The organism is Apibacter adventoris (assembly GCF_002964975.1).
In the GTDB taxonomy this organism is placed as follows: Bacteria; Bacteroidota; Bacteroidia; order Flavobacteriales; family Weeksellaceae; genus Apibacter; species Apibacter adventoris.
In genome coordinates this window covers 89,027-106,581 of sequence record NZ_PSZM01000024.1, presented here as the reverse complement: position 1 = coordinate 106,581, position 17,555 = coordinate 89,027, and the positions used below count along the sequence as shown (strand labels likewise).

The 17,555-nt window shown below is 30.1% G+C and carries 18 protein-coding genes, 2 tRNA genes and 1 pseudogene; 13 read left to right on the top strand and 8 right to left on the bottom strand.

Features of this window, described 5'->3' with window-relative positions; all coding sequences use genetic code 11:
- Position 1: 1 nt before the first annotated feature.
- The 6 genes from C4S77_RS03570 to C4S77_RS03545 all read left to right on the top strand — a co-directional run bounded on the left by C4S77_RS03570 (position 2) and on the right by C4S77_RS03545 (position 4,955).
- Positions 2-757: a CPBP family intramembrane glutamic endopeptidase gene (locus C4S77_RS03570; protein ID WP_105246120.1), complete on the top strand. Its 756-nt coding sequence runs from the start codon at positions 2-4 to the stop codon at positions 755-757.
- Positions 758-978: 221 nt separating this feature from the next.
- On the top strand, positions 979-1,935 hold the full coding sequence (locus tag C4S77_RS03565; RefSeq protein ID WP_105246118.1) for a DUF6268 family outer membrane beta-barrel protein: 957 nt from the start codon (positions 979-981) through the stop codon (positions 1,933-1,935).
- Positions 1,936-2,025: 90 nt separating this feature from the next.
- A complete protein-coding gene (locus tag C4S77_RS03560; protein ID WP_181042804.1) occupies positions 2,026-2,304 on the top strand; it encodes a DUF3887 domain-containing protein in 279 nt (92 codons plus the stop codon).
- A gap of 287 nt (positions 2,305-2,591) precedes the next feature.
- Entirely contained in the window at positions 2,592-3,308 is a 717-nt protein-coding gene (locus tag C4S77_RS03555; protein ID WP_105246114.1) for a serine hydrolase domain-containing protein, read from the top strand.
- Positions 3,309-3,353: 45 nt separating this feature from the next.
- Positions 3,354-4,283: a hypothetical protein gene (locus tag C4S77_RS03550; RefSeq protein WP_105246112.1), complete on the top strand. Its 930-nt coding sequence runs from the start codon at positions 3,354-3,356 to the stop codon at positions 4,281-4,283.
- 249 nt (positions 4,284-4,532) lie between these two features.
- Entirely contained in the window at positions 4,533-4,955 is a 423-nt protein-coding gene (locus tag C4S77_RS03545; RefSeq protein WP_146106031.1) for a hypothetical protein, read from the top strand.
- An 11-nt stretch (positions 4,956-4,966) separates the two neighbouring features.
- On the opposite strand, the pseudogene C4S77_RS03540 reads toward C4S77_RS03545, so the two are convergent.
- The 6 genes and pseudogenes from C4S77_RS03540 to C4S77_RS03515 form a co-directional block, all read right to left on the bottom strand.
- Positions 4,967-6,426, bottom strand: a pseudogene (locus C4S77_RS03540) (TraM recognition domain-containing protein); the annotation flags it as partial.
- Positions 6,315-6,584, bottom strand: a complete 270-nt coding sequence (locus C4S77_RS03535; protein WP_105246108.1) for an Arm DNA-binding domain-containing protein — start codon at positions 6,582-6,584, stop codon at positions 6,315-6,317. The gene C4S77_RS03535 and the pseudogene C4S77_RS03540, both read right to left, overlap by 112 nt.
- Before the next feature lie 274 nt (positions 6,585-6,858).
- Positions 6,859-6,932, bottom strand: a tRNA-Asp gene (locus C4S77_RS03530).
- A 26-nt stretch (positions 6,933-6,958) separates the two neighbouring features.
- Positions 6,959-7,032, bottom strand: a tRNA-Asp gene (locus C4S77_RS03525).
- 148 nt (positions 7,033-7,180) lie between these two features.
- Positions 7,181-7,798, bottom strand: a complete 618-nt coding sequence (locus C4S77_RS03520) for a YceI family protein (protein ID WP_105192253.1) — start codon at positions 7,796-7,798, stop codon at positions 7,181-7,183.
- Between the two features lie 42 nt (positions 7,799-7,840).
- The gene (locus C4S77_RS03515; protein WP_105246106.1) at positions 7,841-8,083 is read right to left on the bottom strand and encodes a hypothetical protein; all 243 of its coding nucleotides are present in this window, start codon (positions 8,081-8,083) and stop codon (positions 7,841-7,843) included.
- Between the two features lie 167 nt (positions 8,084-8,250).
- On the opposite strand from C4S77_RS03515, the gene C4S77_RS03510 reads away from it, so the two are divergent.
- Positions 8,251-8,820, top strand: coding sequence for a TlpA disulfide reductase family protein (locus C4S77_RS03510; protein WP_105246104.1), 570 nt, complete (start codon positions 8,251-8,253; stop codon positions 8,818-8,820).
- 11 nt (positions 8,821-8,831) lie between these two features.
- A complete protein-coding gene (gene glmM, locus C4S77_RS03505; RefSeq protein ID WP_105246102.1) occupies positions 8,832-10,214 on the top strand; it encodes a phosphoglucosamine mutase in 1,383 nt (460 codons plus the stop codon).
- A gap of 91 nt (positions 10,215-10,305) precedes the next feature.
- On the opposite strand, the gene C4S77_RS13165 is transcribed toward glmM, so the two are convergent.
- Positions 10,306-10,482, bottom strand: coding sequence for a hypothetical protein (locus C4S77_RS13165; protein ID WP_221405075.1), 177 nt, complete (start codon positions 10,480-10,482; stop codon positions 10,306-10,308).
- A gap of 58 nt (positions 10,483-10,540) precedes the next feature.
- Here C4S77_RS13165 and C4S77_RS03500 point away from each other — a divergent pair, with 58 nt between their 5' ends.
- Positions 10,541-11,323, top strand: coding sequence for a metallophosphoesterase (locus C4S77_RS03500; protein WP_221405074.1), 783 nt, complete (start codon positions 10,541-10,543; stop codon positions 11,321-11,323).
- A 45-nt stretch (positions 11,324-11,368) separates the two neighbouring features.
- Here the strand turns inward: C4S77_RS03500 and C4S77_RS03495 are convergent, their stop codons facing one another.
- Complete coding sequence (locus tag C4S77_RS03495) at positions 11,369-13,405, bottom strand: dipeptidyl-peptidase 3 family protein (protein WP_105246098.1); 2,037 nt, start codon at positions 13,403-13,405, stop codon at positions 11,369-11,371.
- A 204-nt stretch (positions 13,406-13,609) separates the two neighbouring features.
- Between C4S77_RS03495 and rlmH the strand changes: the two genes are divergently transcribed.
- The 4 genes from rlmH (at position 13,610) to asnB (ending at position 17,445) form a co-directional block, all read left to right on the top strand.
- Positions 13,610-14,083 (top strand): 23S rRNA (pseudouridine(1915)-N(3))-methyltransferase RlmH, encoded by a 474-nt coding sequence (gene rlmH / locus C4S77_RS03490; protein WP_105246096.1) that lies wholly within the window; start codon positions 13,610-13,612, stop codon positions 14,081-14,083.
- Entirely contained in the window at positions 14,076-14,888 is an 813-nt protein-coding gene (locus C4S77_RS03485) for a CPBP family intramembrane glutamic endopeptidase (RefSeq protein ID WP_105246094.1), read from the top strand. The genes rlmH and C4S77_RS03485 overlap by 8 nt, the downstream gene beginning before the upstream one ends.
- 138 nt (positions 14,889-15,026) lie before the next feature.
- A complete protein-coding gene (rdgB, locus tag C4S77_RS03480) occupies positions 15,027-15,605 on the top strand; it encodes an RdgB/HAM1 family non-canonical purine NTP pyrophosphatase (protein WP_105246092.1) in 579 nt (192 codons plus the stop codon).
- A gap of 175 nt (positions 15,606-15,780) precedes the next feature.
- A complete protein-coding gene (asnB, locus tag C4S77_RS03475) occupies positions 15,781-17,445 on the top strand; it encodes an asparagine synthase B (RefSeq protein ID WP_105246090.1) in 1,665 nt (554 codons plus the stop codon).
- The last annotated feature ends 110 nt before the right edge of the window (positions 17,446-17,555 follow it).

The following is a 17,555-nucleotide window of genomic DNA, read 5'->3' as shown; positions in this document are numbered from 1 at the left end:
TATGAAAAAATTTATAGCCAATCATTTAATTTCTTTATATAGTCTATTAAATATCTGTTTGGTATTAGCGATTACGGTAATCTATTCCTTAGATGAAGTACCACAACAATGGACTCCTGCCTTTTTTGCGATTTGGATGACTTATTTGATAAATGGGAAAATTGGTCTGAAAAAACTTTTGTATAAAATGGCTTTCAATAAAACTGATATTAAATGGTATATATTGGCTTTTACTATACCTTTTGTTGTATGTGGAATTTCTTTCTTGATAATATCGTTTATAAAACATCAAGGGTTTTTATTTCCAACTTTACATCATTCTTTAGGTATGTATTCTTTATACCTACTCTTGATTATCTTGGGCAGTATTGGAGAAGAAATAGGATGGAGAGGTTTTATGTTACCCATACTTCTGAGAAAACATTCATATTTAATTTCAAGTGTTCTTATTGGTGTTTTTTGGGGCATTTGGCACTTACGATTTCAAGCAGGAATTTTCGTTTTTTTTATATACATACTATTAACCACAGAACTTTCTATTATTATCAGTTGGTTATATCTAAAAACAAAAGGAAATATAGTCGCTGCTATCATAATACATTCATCATTTAATTTATGTGCCTTATTACTATTTGAAGAAATTGTTGTCAATATATCTCAAAATATAAAATTGATAGAAATGCTATATTTAAGTCTTGTTGGTTTGTTTATGCCATTCTGTATTTATATCGTAATAAAAATGAGAAAATACAAGTAAAAAAGAATAACATATTTCAAGAGTATTCTTTGCTAAAACCTTGCTTTTATTATTCTCTTTTTAGAAAGATGGTTTATCAGTTGAAAAGAAAAAATAATATTCAAACTAACAGATATGTGTTCTTGATTTCGTTTGTCTACAAAAATATTACTTTGGTCTATATAAAAAATCTGCTATCTCTTATTGTCTACTTTCGTTTTTGTAATCATAAAAAAACAATTATGGAATATAAATTAATGAAAATAGTAACGATTAGCTTTTTTATCATAGTATTTGGAAATAATGGATACGCACAGATAGAGATAAAATCAGAATATATTACATCATCAAAATTTAAAGATGCCGACGGAAATAAATTAGGAGGAAAGGGTGATTTAAAAACAATTGATGGAAGTGTACAGGTACCAATATCCATCAAAATGAATGAAAATAATAAGCCTAAAGCGTGGGCTGTTGCATTAAGTGGTACTTATGCTTCTTTAGGAAACGAAAATTTATCAAAAATTTATTCTGAATCTGAAATTCTTAATGCTCAAGTGGGATTAATTCATATACGACCATTAAACGATAAATGGTCAATGATGGCTTTATTGGGTGTAGGCATATTTACATCTGACTTAGATAAAATATCAGGAAAAGCAATATTAGGACAAGGTGGAGTCTTATTTATCCGTCATGCCAAACAGAATCTAGATTGGGGTGTAGGTGTTGCTCTAAATAATGCTTTGGGTTATCCAATGATATTCCCCTCATTTTATCTAGATTGGAGGTTAGACGGTAAATATCAATTCAATTTGTCTATGTACAATTCATTTAAAATCGGTGTTACTACTCAGTTTAATGACAAGTTTAAATTAGGATTAATTGGTGAATTTAAAGGGTTGATGTCTGCTGTAAATAAGGATGGTAAAGATATGTATTTTGTTACTCAATATGGATATCTAGGATTGCAACCTGAATTTTTGCTAGGTAAATCTCTATCAATTCCTATAACAATAGGAGTAAGTATGTCGCGTGAAGTGTACTATAAGGATAGGACTATCAAAGCTTTTTTTGATGATGATAAGTCTATTTCTTATGATAATAATGGATTTAATAAAATAGAATCTGATAAACATCCTAGCTTTGGTGTCTCTGCCTATGGCTCTATTGGATTGAAATATAAATTCCAAAGATAAATTGATATATATAATCTGCTTGATATGACAAGAAATATGAGAGTGTATCTAAATTTATTATTTCTAATAATTAGCTTACCTAGCAATTACATGTCGGCTCAGAATAAGAAATTTGACAGCATAGCAAGTAAACTACAAGACTCTTACAATTCCGGTAATTACGATACATTTCAGAATTCATTCTCTAATGAGATGAAACAAGTATTAACCTTAGATATTACAAATCAATTTTTATCATACCTTAAAAACAACTGTGGTAATATCATCAATAGTCAATTAGTAAAACAATCGGAAAATGGTTCTAATGTATTCTATAAAATAACTTTTGAGAGAAAAAAGCTTGTTCTGATGTTAACAATCAATGAATAAGATAAAATAGAAGAGTTTCTTTTCAAACCCTATAATATATCTAGATCAAACCCTAAGTCCTATGAAAAGAGTGCATTAAAGAATCTCCCTCAAAAACAGATTAATGCAATTGTAGAACAGACTAAAGACTTTCCTAACAATACTCAGATAGCGATTGCTTTTATAAAAGATGGAGTTACTAGCTTTTATGGTATTGTAAAATCAAATAACACATTAAAAGAAGTAGAAAACAAAAATGCGGTTTTTGAAATAGGTTCTATATCTAAAGTTTTTACAGCAACTCTTTTATCAAATTAGACGATAATATTAGCAAGTGCTATAATTTTCCGTTCAAGGATAATATAGAGCTTAATTTCAAAAGTTTATCTAATCATACATCGGGTTTATCTGCATTGCCTTCAAATTTAAATGCTCTAAATTATTTAAAGTTAAGTACAAAAGAAAATTTTGTTAATCCATACAAAGAATATAATAAAAATGATTTGTACTCCTATCTTCAAAAAGATTTAGATTCTATTCAATTGTCTCATAAACAATATAAATATTCAAACTTAGGAGTTGGTATACTAGGGTATACATTAAGTTTAGTTGAAGGAGAAAATCTAGAAGACCTATTTGAAGAAAAAATTTTCGAAAAATATGAAATGACAAGTTCGTTCACAAATATAAGTAAAGTCAAAGGAAGTTTAGTCTGCGGATTAGATGATGGAAACACAATTAAAAACTGGGAGTGGAATTCCGATGTATTATTAGGTGCAGGAGGGATTTTGTCAACAACAAATGATTTATCTAAATTTGCAAAAGCCCAATTTGATAGTACCAATGTGGAATTAGCTTTAACAAGGACTCCAACTTACATCTTAAATGAAAGAATCGAGGTGGCATTGGGATGGCATATTATCAAATCAGAAGATAATAAAGAGTTATATTGGCATAATGGAGCAACTGGAGGTTATTCTTCTTCTATGGTTTTAGATATAGCTCATAAGTGTGGACTTTATTGAGAAATAGTAACCGGTATGATGGAATTATAATAAAGATAAGAAGCTATGGAAGAAAATATAAAGGCAATTATTGAGAACTATACTCTAAACGCATTCCAAGTGGCTCTAATAAGTGCCATTGTTTCATTTATAACATTTTTGCTAACAATAGTAATTAAGAATTACTTTGAAAATAAGCTACACAAAAGGAAACTTGAAACAGAACATAAATTTAATCAGCAAAAAAAGATTAAAGATGTTCTTGCAAAGTACAAAGTTCATCTGCTTACTGCTTGTGAAGACTTTAATTATAGAATGTGGAATTTTTCAGAAAACCATTCAAAAGGATGGCATTGCATTCCAGAAAAAGATAATGATTATAGCAAACCGCACTATTATTTTCATTCTTTTATTTATCGTTTCCTTTCTATATTTGCTTGGATAAAAAAAATCCAAAAAGAGATAATATTTATTGACACTACCTTAGCATCAAAGAATGATCTAGAGTTCATTAAGTTTTTACGAGTAATTTCTCAGTTATTTTGTGATTTACAATTTGTTGAAGGAAAAAATGCAGATGGTACACATGCAACAGATCATTTTTTTAGGGATAACCTAAATTTATTTCCAGATGTAATTATTACGGAAAATGGTCTTAAATCTTATTCAGAATACATACAAAACTTAAAGGAATTACAACAATCACTTCACGAATTATATTGTTGGTTTGATGGAATTTCTCCAGTAGAAAATAGAAGAAGATGGGATAGATTATATTTTCTCCATTTGACAGTAATGATATTTCTCAATAATTACGGATATGATTTCCAGAAAACTGACAAGGACAAATTAAGGCAAGTATTAGCTAATTCAAAAAGACAGGTAAACATGAATGGTTTTTTCGAGTTGTTGAAAAGATATAAATTAAATGACAATAATGAAGTTGAAAAATTGATGCAATTAAATGCAAATTTAAGAAAAGAAAGTAATGAGTGAAACATTAGTCAATAACATTTATTACTATTAATATCGGCTTAGAAAAGATACCGAAAAATAGCAAGAATAAGACAACAATTTATTAAGTTAATTCAACGACGGAGTAAGGAAAATGCAGAATCATTGAAGGATGACTTTGATAAGAAACGAATAGGAAAATGTATTTCAACATTGAGAGAAGAACTTGACTCTTTTATCCGAGTTATGTATTTAGGGAGAATAGCGGATTTCACAGAAAGAGAAAGATTGATGACACAGACGCTATCTGGGGATAAATGGACTATTATAACACATAACGGCAAATGGAAGCAAGTTACAGATAAAGATATGGTAAACAAAGCGAATGAATTGAAAGGTTATATAAGCTATGTTTATAAATTAGAGTGCGGTTTTATTCATTTGTCAGATTTTCATAATTATGAAACTAAAAATCCGTTTATTAAATTAGATTTCTCCGAGCAGTTTGATATAATTCTTTATCTCCATCAATATCACAACTATCCAAGAGATAGACTACTAACTGTCGAAAGTATTGCTCCTTTCATTCCTAATGTTTTTGAAAAAATTTCCACAAATTTAGCTTGTTATTTTGATGCTATTTTGAATGATGAAATGATATGTACTAAAAACCACAACCTTAATCAAAACGAGTTTAAAGTTGTGGTTTTTTAGCGTAAAATTAATTATTCCCCTTGTTGCAACAAATGGGCCAATGCCAGGTCATTCTTGATTCGCTCCAATTCATCAGCAACTATTAGCTTAACTTCCTCTTTTATACGATTATAGTTGAGTTGTATTCGTTCTTTCATTTTATTTTCTCCGTTTTCATCTGTAAAATCGGTAATAACAGGGATAGGTTGATACGCCTTAGTTTCGGCGGCTACCTTTGCATTATCTACAACAATTTCGCAATGAAAAATCTTTTGCTCGATACGTTCGTCGAAATTGTCCGCAATAGCTCCGACAAATATACCTTGTGTCAGATTGGAGATTTTAGACGGTGGTATCAGGCTGTCCATTTGTGTGCTGATAGAGGTCGTTTTATCACTTCGGGTAATACTCATACTTTGGCGTTTCTGTAATACCTTTCCAAACCTGTCGGAAAGCGTTTTTGCTGTTTCTCCCACGACTCGACCAGAGAAAATATTGCCGACCGTGTTCATCACGACTTTAGCTTCTTTATCTCCATAGTCCCTTGTTAATTGGGAAAAGTCCTGAAATCCCAACAGTACGGCAACCTTATTACTACGTGCAGTTGCTATCAGGTTATCTAGTCCCTTAAAATAAATTGTGGGCAACTCATCAATTACAAACGAACTTTTTAGCTGACCTTTTTTGTTGATGAGCTTCACAATACGAGAGTTGTACTATCCCAGAGCTGCACCGTAAATTAAATATTCTGACGGTCAGGATTATTACCTACAACCAATACTTTCGGATCATCGGGATTGTTTATATCCAATGAAAATTCATCGCCACTCATAACCCAGTATAACTGTGGCAAAACCATCCTCGATAGCGGAATTTTCGCACTGTTTATCTGTCCCATCAATTGATCTGCTGCCCCTCCAAGCCTCGCATCCATAAAGGAACTTAAATAGTTTTCGAGTTCGGGATATGAGGTGAGAATCGGAAATATATCTTCGTAGCGTTTATTCAGGAACTCAATCGCGTGTGGGAACGTACAATACTTTCCGTCCTGATAAATTCGGAGATACCATATTATAGAAGCAAATAGGATAATCGGAGATTCTACAAAGAAATCGCCTTGCTTCTGCACCCACGTTTTATTCAAGTTAAGCATTATGGTATAAGCACTTTCGTATGCGTCCGAAATGTCGTCCATAAAGGACGGATTAATCGGGTTGCATCGGTGCGAACGGGAAGGATCGTCGAAGTTTATCACATAAAAGGTCGGTACTTTCTTGTAGCCTAATTAATTGTTTAGTAAATGGTTGTAAGCAATCATTGATAAGTCTGGAAACTTGAAATCATACACGTACATAGAGAATCCTTTTTCAATCTGTTGTTTCATATACTGATTAACAACGGCGTATGACTTACCCGAACCGGGAGTACCCAGTACAATATATCTAACAATCCATTCAGCTTTATGGCATTTGCGGATCTGCCATTTGCCTTTCCTGCTTTTAGGTTCCATTCTGCGGGATCAATTTCGCATTTCACACTAAACTGGGAAATTTCTCCATTCAAGGTTATTCTTGCCATTATGGGAGCTTTCCCGTTACTCTTAATCGCATTCTTTTTGATGTAGAAAAGAATTTTAAATGTACTATGCATAATTAACTCATTTTAGAAAATTACAAAATTACGTTCTTGTGATCTCATATGAGGTATTTCTGCTACGCCAATTAGCGACAAATCAACGCCTTATCGCGACATTCGTTACTTATTTAAATTTTTGAAAAATAGGTAATGATTTGGTAACGGAACTCTGTCCGACTTTGGCTTTTTGATGACTTTAGTGTGTCCTAAAGAAAAATAAAAAAAGCCCGTAAAGTGCTACTTTACAAGCTTCTTGTCTTCGTATTCGACTGATTGTCAGTCTTTTAAGCGGTATGGACGGGACTCGAACCCGCGACCCCCTGCGTGACAGGCAGGTATTCTAACCAGCTGAACTACCACACCTTTAGAGATAAATGCAAAATTTACTGCGATCCGGACGGGACTCGAACCCGCGACCTCCGCCGTGACAGGGCGGCATTCTAACCAACTGAACTACCGGATCTCCTTCCTAAATTCACCTATAAATAAGTGTTTTTTTGAGTGGTGCAAAGATAGAATCATTTTTTTATTTTACAAACTTTTGTTAAAAAAATTACATTTTTTATTTACATTTTAAATTAAAATAGAATTCTATCTATCTGATTTAAATATTATTCAGAGATTTTTGCTATAATATCTACTTCTGTCCAGGTTTTACCTTCATGTAAATCATAACAGGCTCGATGTAGGCTGGTAAATGCTTTTTCCGCACCAAAATCTTTAAGTATATCTATACTCCCCTTAATGGTTAACTCCTTTCCTTTTAGAGTATAATCAAAAACTTTAGTTACTGTTTTGCCATCTAAAATAAAGGTTATAGGAACTTTATTGTTTTCAAATTTACCAAAATTTCCTTGAATAGTAGTATCTTGTAAACGCTTAAAGAAGAATGCTGTTAAAGTACCATCTCTTGCAGTATCTCCTGTTGATACAGTTGTACCATCACATGAGAACTTAGCACCTTGTAAAGATTCCAAAATAGGCTTTTCTTCTTGGGTATTAGTTAATGAAATTGAATTAAAAGTTCCAATTACAGGAACTTTTTCTTTCATTTTGTAAGCTGTCCACTGTAATGTTTTTGTATAACTAGATTCCTTGGCCGGAATAACTGTATTTGATGATTCGGAGTTGTTATTTTCTACAACTACTCCTTTATTTCCTCCGGAATTATCTCCACAAGAAATTAAAGCAAATGAGTAAAGTAGTAATCCCCCTATTAAATTTTTCATAAATCTTAATTTATAATTTCAATTAAAAAAATTGTGTGTGTTTTATTTAGTTTGGGTATTAGCTTTCGTTGAATCTGCCTTTACCGAACTTTCTTTTTCCCTATAGTGATACGAATCTTGATTTTTTAGTGTATCCGTAACCTTTTTCTCTATAGTAGAATTAGATTTTATTTCTACAATATCTTTTGAGTCTTTGGGTAAAATATTTTTATTTCCTCCGGAAGTATCACCACAAGAAAAAAAGCTAAATGAAAGTATACCCAAAGCTAAAATATTTTTTTTCATGATTACCTTATTTTTTTCAAAGATAAAAATTTTTGATGAGTTTAATTTAGTTATCAGGGGAGTAAGATTTATGTAAAACTTTTCTAGTATGTAGAAATTCGTAATTCTATTCTTAAAAAAATATATAGCAAAATTTATTACTTTTGTTACATTAAAATAAATAAAAAATGAAAAATTGTCTCATAGGTTTATCTATTGTTAGCTTTATTTTTTTTACTTTTTCCTGCAAAGATAAACCTAATGAAACTCAACAAAAGGCAGATTCTCTTTCACTTGAAGCAACTTCTAATAAAACTATTAAAAATACTCGTACCAATATTATAAAATCTAATTTTGAAAAAATACAAACCCTTGCTCATATAGATAGTGATACGGTTTATATAACTAATTACTGGGCTACCTGGTGTCCTCCTTGTGTTAAAGAAATACCTGATTTTGTGGATTTTCAAGAAAAGTATAAAAACAAAAAAGTAAAATTTGCATTTGTAAATGTAAATAATGAAGAAGAAATTCAAACTCAAGTAATACCATTTGTAGAAAAAAATAAAATGAAAAATTTATATCATATAAATATTTCTGATTTAATGGATAATATAGGTACCTTAGATCCTCAAATGAAAGAATTAGGAATACCCATTACAGTTATTCAGAAAAAAAATAACAGAGAATTATTTTTAGGAGATCTTTCCAAAAATTTTTTATATAAAAAAATAGAAGAATATTTAACAAAAAAATAGTTTAATATACTATGTCATTGATCAAAAGCATATCTGGTATCCGAGGAACTATCGGCGGAAAAGTAAATGAAAACCTCACTCCGGTAGATACCGTCAAATTTGCCTCTGCATATGGCACTTGGCTAAAAAGAAATTCTAATAATGAATCTATAAAAGTTGTAATTGGTAGAGATGCCCGTTTATCGGGGCAAATGATTTCTAATTTAGTTGCCTCTACTTTACAAGGAACAGGAATTGATGTAGTGGATTTAGGTCTTTCTACTACCCCTACTGTAGAAGTCATGGTTACTCATCTTAAGGCTGATGGTGGAATAATTTTAACCGCAAGCCATAATCCTAAACAATGGAATGCTTTAAAATTATTAAATAATAAAGGAGAATTTATATCGAAAGAAGAAGGAGAAATGCTATTGGATATTGCAGACAATGAAGATTTTGATTTTGTTGATGTGGATCACCTAGGTTCATATTCTCAAAATTCTTCAGGTATTGACTATCATATTAAAAAAATATTATCTCTCCCTTTGGTTAATCCCGAAGCTATTAAAAAGGCAAAATTTAAGATCGTAGTAGATGCTGTAAACTCTACCGGAGGCATATCTGTAATTCCACTTTTAGAACAACTAGGCGTTGAAGTTATAAAACTATACTGTGAACCGAATGGACATTTCCCTCACAATCCGGAACCTTTAGAAGTAAATTTACAGGATATTATGAAAAAAGTACCTAAAGAAAAAGCTGATTTAGGTATTGTCGTAGACCCGGATGTAGATCGTTTAGCTTTAATATGTGAAGATGGTTCAATGTTTGGAGAAGAATATACCTTAGTGGCCGTTGCTGATTATATATTATCAAAAACTCCTTCAGCTACTGTTTCAAATCTTTCTTCTTCCAGAGCATTAAAAGATATTTCTGAATCATATAAACAACCTTATGCGGCTTCGGCAGTAGGAGAAGTAAATGTGGTTACTAAAATGAAAGAATTGCATGCTAAAATAGGCGGTGAAGGAAACGGAGGAATTATTTTCCCTGAATTACACTATGGCAGGGATTCTTTAGTAGGTATTGCTTTATTCCTTACTTTCCTTGCTGAAAAAGGAATTTCATGTAAATCTTTAAGAAATACTTACCCTTCGTATTACATGGGAAAGAAAAAAATAGATTTAAATCCTGAAGTAAATACTGATTCTATTCTGGAAAAATTAACAGAAAAATATAAAAATGAAAATATTTCTACAATAGATGGGTTAAAGATTGATTTCCCTAAATATTGGGTGCATTTACGTAAATCGAATACAGAGCCTATTATTCGTATATATACTGAAGCATTATCTCAAAATGAAGCAGATCAGTTAGCCGATCAATTCATTGAAGAAATAAAAAATATTTCTTAATTTTATTTCTTACTACAAAATTGAAATTAATACGTTTTTTTTTATTACTCGTTATTTACATAGGAGCTAATTATTATGTGTTTAGTCATTTTTATAATTTAGTTCCTATACGATATTCAGTAATATATATACTTTTAGTGGTTTTATCTATATTTATATCTTTTTCAATTTTACCGGTTTTAATTATTCCTAAAAAATTAACTATTAAGAGTATTACTTTTTTATATACATTAGGAACATCCTGGATTTTTATTCTTATATATGCCATATTAATTTTTGGGATATTGGATTTAGTTATCTATTACTTATATCCAATACCTCTCTGGATGAACGTAGGGTTAGCTTTGATTTGTTTATTTTCAATATTTTATTGTGGAAACATAAATTATAAAAAAAAGAAAAGGGTTGAATTAAATATAGCTATAAATAAACCCCTGAAGAAGAATATAAAAATTGTTGCTATTAGTGATTTACATTTAGGATATACTATTAATAGCAAAGAATTGAATGAATGGATACAATTGATAAATCAGGAAAAAGCTGATATTTTACTCATTCCCGGTGATATTATTGACAATAACGTAAATCCTTTATATTATTACCAACTAGCCCCTTATTTTAATAAATTTCATGCCCCTTTAGGTATTTACGCCTGTTTAGGAAATCATGAATATATTTCGGGTATTGATTCCAGTATAAAATTTTTAGAAAAGACTAATGTGCATCTTCTAAGAGATTCTTATGTGGATATAGAAGGTATTTTTTATCTTATAGGTAGGGATGATAAAACGAATAGCCATAGAAAAACCTTAAAAGAGGTAATAAAAAATATAGATTCCTCTCAACCCATTATTTTATTGGATCATCAACCTTATGGTTTAGAAGAATCTCAAAAAAACGGAATAGATATTCAATTATCAGGACATACTCATAGAGGACAAGTTTGGCCTATATCCTGGATTACAGATAAACTTTATGAAGTATCACATGGCTATAAGAAAAAAGGTAATACTAATATTTATGTAAGTTCTGGAATCGGTATATGGGGTGGAAAATTTAGAATAGGGACTCAATCCGAATATGTTGTAATTAATTTATCCAGCATATAAAAAAAGCAGTCATTTAAGACTGCTTTTTTTATAAAGTATATAATATTAATTATTTAAAGGTAAAAAACCGTAATTTTCTGAATAATACAACATTTGTTCTGCAAATGTTTTCGGATATACAATTTCTATATCTATAATTTCTCCTTTAACATTTACTTTAGGGGTTAAAATCGGATTAATAAATCCTTTATAGGCTGCTGTATTAAATTTAGCATTTCTTTCTAATATTTCTTTATGTAAAGCCGGATCTACTTTAACTCCATAAGTTTCTACTAAATCCTTACCGGCTTCATAATCACCTTCTGATTTTATTCTCTGTGTTTCACGTAATAAGTCACCAAATAATTTATGCAGCTTTTTATAATCATTAATTTTAAAATAGGTTTTTCCGTTCTTTACAATTTTTTCTATTACTTTTTCATCTTTTCCCTTTTCATATACCCAAGCACTCACCCACTGTCTATTTCTCATATGAGCTTCTTCTATATCTTTCCCAGGTTCTATTCGCACTAATTGTGTCATCAAGCCATTACGTATATAATCATTATATGCCGTTTTACCAACTTTTTCCCAATCTTCTACTAACCCTAATTCCTGTAATTTAGGGTCATACAAATAATATAACCCAACTAAATCTGCACGTCCTTCCTCTAAAGTTGAGGCATAACTTTTTAATGTTTCCTTAGGAGTCCCTATACCTTTATTAATTTGTCCCGAAGCATGTCCTACTACTTCATGAAGAGCTGTATGTAATTTATCAGCCAACTCCCCATATTTTTTAGACAATTCAAACTCCTCTTCATCATAAGCAAATTCTTTTAATTTTTCTGTTCCTCCTGCCATATTATATGCATCTATTATATTCCCTAAAGAAACCGATTTAGATCCATATTCTGCACGTATCCAATCTGCATTAGGCAAATTTACTCCTATGGGAGTACTTGGCGAGGAATCTCCAGCTTCTGAGGCTACAATTACCGTTTTATAAGTTACTCCTACCACCTCTTTCTTTTTATGCTCAGGTTTCAGTGGTGAATGATCCTCAAACCATTGTGCATTTTTAGAAATTACCTCCATTTTAGCAGACATATCAAAATCTTTAATTTGTATAATGGTTTCATAAGATCCCTTCTGTCCTAAAGGATCATTGTAAACTTCAATAAACCCGTTAATATAGTCAATGTTACCTTCTGTAGCCTGTAACCAAGCAATATTATAATCGTCCCATACTTTTAAATCTCCAGTTTTGTAAAATTGAATCAATAATTTAAGAGCTTCTGCCTGAGGTTTATTCTCAGCCACTGTAACCGCCTTTTCAAGCCAAAAAATAATTTTATTTATAGCAGAGTCATACATTCCTCCACTTTTCCATACTTTTTCTTCTAATTGTCCATTAGCGTTTTTTACCAATTGAGAATTTAATCCCAAAGATAAAGGTCTGTCTTTATCAGGAGTCCCTTTAGTAGCATAATAATCTTCTACATCTTTTACTGTAATTCCCTTTCCATAAAAATTAACCGCAGATCCTTCAACTAAATCTTTAGATTCGTCTAAATTTACTTTTTTATTATCTGCGTCATTGAAAAGAATTGCTATTATTTCGGAATTTAACTCTGTTTTAGTAGATCTTAACAATGCTTTAAAATATTCCTTAGTAAATTCCGGTTTAATTTTATCATTTGAATAATGATGATGTATTCCATTCGAAAACCATACTCTTTTTATATATGTTTCAAAATTTTTCCAATCCTCTGTATTTTTATCTCCTTTATATTTTTTATAAATATTTTCTAAAGCTTTTCTTATACGTAAATTATATTTATAATTTTGATCCCAAAAAATATCTCTACCGGATAATCCTGCTTGCGATAAATAATACACCAATTCTTTTTCTTTCAAAGTTAGTTTATTCCATTCTGGAACTTGATATTTTAAAACTTCTATATCTGCAAAACGGTCTACTTTGAAATTAAAAGATTCCATTTCTCCTTTAGAATTTTTTTTATTTTGCGCTCTACCATCTAAAGATACTAAAAGTGAGGAAGCAGCTAAAGCCCCTATGGCTATCATATGTAATCTCATCTATATATTAATTATTTTTTAACAAATATAATAAATGAAGAATTTATGTTCAACATTAATATATATTCATCTTTTAATTTTAAATATTCCATTATATCTTCTTTATTTTAATATACTCTATTCTTTAAATGTTTATATGTATTACATAAAGCTTTTAAATTGAATAAAAATTAATAATAAAAAAATATATTACTTTTGTATAGCATGAAAATAACTTTACTTACAATAGGTAAAACTAATTCTAAAGAATTGATATATTTAATAAATGAATTAGAAAAAAGACTGCCATTATTTGTTAAATTTAATAGAAAAGAATTGCCTGATATAAAAAATGCAAAAAATTTATCTGAAAATGAATTAAAAAATTTAGAAGCTGACTTACTTATATCTCAGTTAGAACCTTCTGATACTTTAATTATCTTAGATGAAAGAGGGAAGGAATATACCTCTTTAGAATTTTCAAAATATTTAGATCAACAAATGAATTTATCTAAAAAGCATTTGGTTTTTTGTGTGGGTGGAGCTTTAGGCTTTTCCGATAAAATACAAGCGCTCAACCCTCATAAAATAGCCCTTTCAAAAATGACATTTACGCATCAAATGATTCGATTATTTTTCGTGGAACAATTATATCGTGCATTCAGTATACTACAAGGAAAACCTTATCATAATGAATAACTATATACGTCTTTCTTATTTAGAAATTATTTTTATACTTATTATTTACTTTTTTAGCGGAAGTATAATTAGTTACCTATTTCAAAATATAGGAGATTCATTACATATAAACTCTTATATATTTTCTCCATTTAGTATATTAATGAACTATTTGTTTATTTTTCTTTTTTATAAATTCATAGTATTTAGTTCTAAACACGAAAAATTTATTATCAATTATTCAGTACAGAGGTTTAGTTTATTTCCTATTGCTTTATTATTATTTATAGGTCAATCTATTATAGCTGAATTCTTAACCGGACTTATTCCTACAGAAGGTAAATACTTTGGGAATCTATACCATTCCATGGAAAATGCACTTTTAGGAAATTTAACCCAATATCCCATTATTACTTTTCTGAATATATGTATTATCGCGCCAATATGTGAAGAAATATTTTTCAGAGGTTTAATTTTAAAAGGACTATTAAATTATAAAGTACAACCGACAAAAGCTATAATTATATCTGCTTTTATATTCGGAGGAGCTCATATTTTTCCATGGCAAATGCTAGGAGGTATAATGGCCGGTATAGTTTTAGGAGTTGTTTTCTATAAAACAGGTTCTCTTCTTACTAGTACTATACTCCATATTATAAATAACCTAACTGGATATGTTATGTATATAAAATACAAACATTTAAATACTCCTGATTTTTTTTTATCATATGATACTTTTATTTTATGTTTTGGTATTGTTTTATTAATACTTTTTGGATATTTATATTCCCGACTAACTAAAAATTATATTTGGAATCCATATTAATTAAAATCTAAAATTTCATCTACTTTCAAAGAATTTTAAATATTTAAAACACATGAATATAAATATTTTTTTAGGTTGCTTGCCTAAAAAATAACTTTTTATCCTTATTTTTGAAGTCAAAATATTCTAAAATGTAAAATGGAAATTTTATTAGCTACACAAAACGAACATAAAAAAGAAGAAATATTATCCATATTACCTAAAAATCTTCTATTAAAAACTTTTGCTGATTATAATTTTCAGGAAGATATTGAAGAAACAGGAAAAACCTTCCAGGAAAATGCTTTTATAAAAGCTAAATCTGGATATGAACTTGCTGGCATTCCTAGTTTTGCAGATGATAGTGGATTGGTTATTGAAGCGTTAAATGGCGATCCGGGCGTATATTCCGCACGATATGCAGAAACAGGTTCTTTTGTTGATAATATTAACAAGGTTCTAAAAAACATGAAAGGTGTTAAAAACAGGAAAGCTTACTTTATAAGTGTAATCTGTTGGGTTAATGGTGACGAAATTAAGTATTTTGAGGGTAAAATAAACGGAACAATTTCTACTGAAATAAAGGGAGAGCAAGGCTTTGGATATGATCCTATATTCATTCCTGATGGATATTTAAAAAGTTTTGCCGAATTTTCCGCCAATGAAAAAAACAAAATAAGCCATAGAGCTCTTGCTTTAAAAAAATTAGTACGTTTTTTAGATACTTATCAGTCTTAAATCCATTTTTACCTTCTTTATTTTTACAACTAAAACGAAACATTCTTATGTTTTTCAGTTTAAAATATAAATTAAAAACAAAAAATCAATTTAATAAATAAATTGATTTTTTGTTTTTAGTAGTTAATTAATAATAATAGTCGGAAATTTGCTTTCAATTATTAATTAATATAACATGTGTGGATTTGTTGGTGTTTTCGAATTAAAAGAGAATAGTAATACCTTAAGACCTGAGGTTTTAAAAATGGCAAAAAAAATTCGTCATAGAGGTCCCGATTGGTCTGGGGTTTATTGTGATGACAAAAGTATTTTAGTACATGAGCGATTATCAATTGTAGATATTGCTTCTGGCGGACAGCCTTTATTTAGTGAAGACAAAAATTTAATACTCGCCGTAAACGGAGAAATTTATAACCATAAAGATATTCGTGAAAAATTTAAAGGTAAATATAATTTTCAAACTCAATCGGACTGTGAAGTAATTCTAGCTTTATATAAAGAAAAAGGAATTAAATTATTTGAAGATATATCAGGTATATATTCATTTGTCCTATATGATAAAATTAAAAATGCCTATTTAGTAGGAAGAGATCATATGGGGATTATTCCATTATACATGGGATATGATGATAAAGGACAATTTTATGTAGCCAGCGAATTAAAATCTTTAGAAGGAGTATGTCCGGATATTAAAGAATTTGAACCAGGAAAATACTTTTATAGCCCTGATGGTGAAATCAAATCCTGGTATCACAGAGATTGGATGAGCTTCGATAATGTCAAAGAGAATAAAACGGATATTGAAAAACTAAAAAAAGGGCTTGAAGACGCTGTGCATCGTCAACTTATGTCTGATGTTCCTTATGGTGTTTTACTTTCTGGAGGATTAGACTCCTCTATTATTTCTGCAATTGCAAAAAAATATGCCAGTAAAAGAATTGAAGATGATAATAAATCCGAAGCATGGTGGCCTCAATTGCATTCTTTTGCCATTGGATTAAAAGGTGCTCCTGATTTATTGGCTGCAAGAAAAGTAGCCGATTATATAGGTACGGTTCATCATGAAATTCATTTTACTATAGAAGAAGCTCTAGATGCTCTAAGTGATGTAATTTATCACGTAGAAACTTATGATGTAACTACTATACGAGCCTCTACTCCCATGTATTTACTAGCCCGATATATAAAATCAATGGGAGTAAAAATGGTTTTATCCGGAGAAGGATCTGATGAAATTTTCGGAGGTTATTTATATTTCCATAAAGCGCCAAATGCTCAAGCTTTTCATGAGGAAACTGTAAGAAAACTGGACAAACTTCATTTATATGACTGCCTCAGAGCTAACAAATCTTTAATGGCTTGGGGTGTAGAAGGACGTGTTCCTTTCTTGGACAGAGAATTTATGGATATAGCTATGAGTGTGAACCCTAAAGATAAAATGTGTGGAAATGGAAAGATTGAAAAGTATATTTTACGTAAAGCTTTTGAAGATTATTTGCCCGAAGATGTTGCTTGGAGACAAAAAGAACAATTTTCTGATGGAGTAGGTTATTCATGGATTGATACATTAAAAGAAAAAGCTAATGAAAAAGTAAGTGATAAACAAATGGAAAGGGCTGCTGAACGTTTTCCTATTAATCCACCTATGACAAAAGAAGAATATTGGTTTAGAACAATATTTGAAGAACATTTTCCATCTCCCGCAGCTGCTCATACAGTTCCATCTGTTCCATCTGTAGCTTGCAGTTCTGCTGTTGCATTAGAATGGGATGAAGCTTTTAAAAATAATCCTGATCCTTCAGGTAGAGCTGTAAAAACGGTACATACTGATGCTATATAAAGACATAATAAAATCGGCTTGAAAAAATTTCAAGCCGATTTTATTATAATTTATTATTTCGTAAAAAATAAACACTTCATTAATAAATAGTATTTATTCAAATGTAAAGT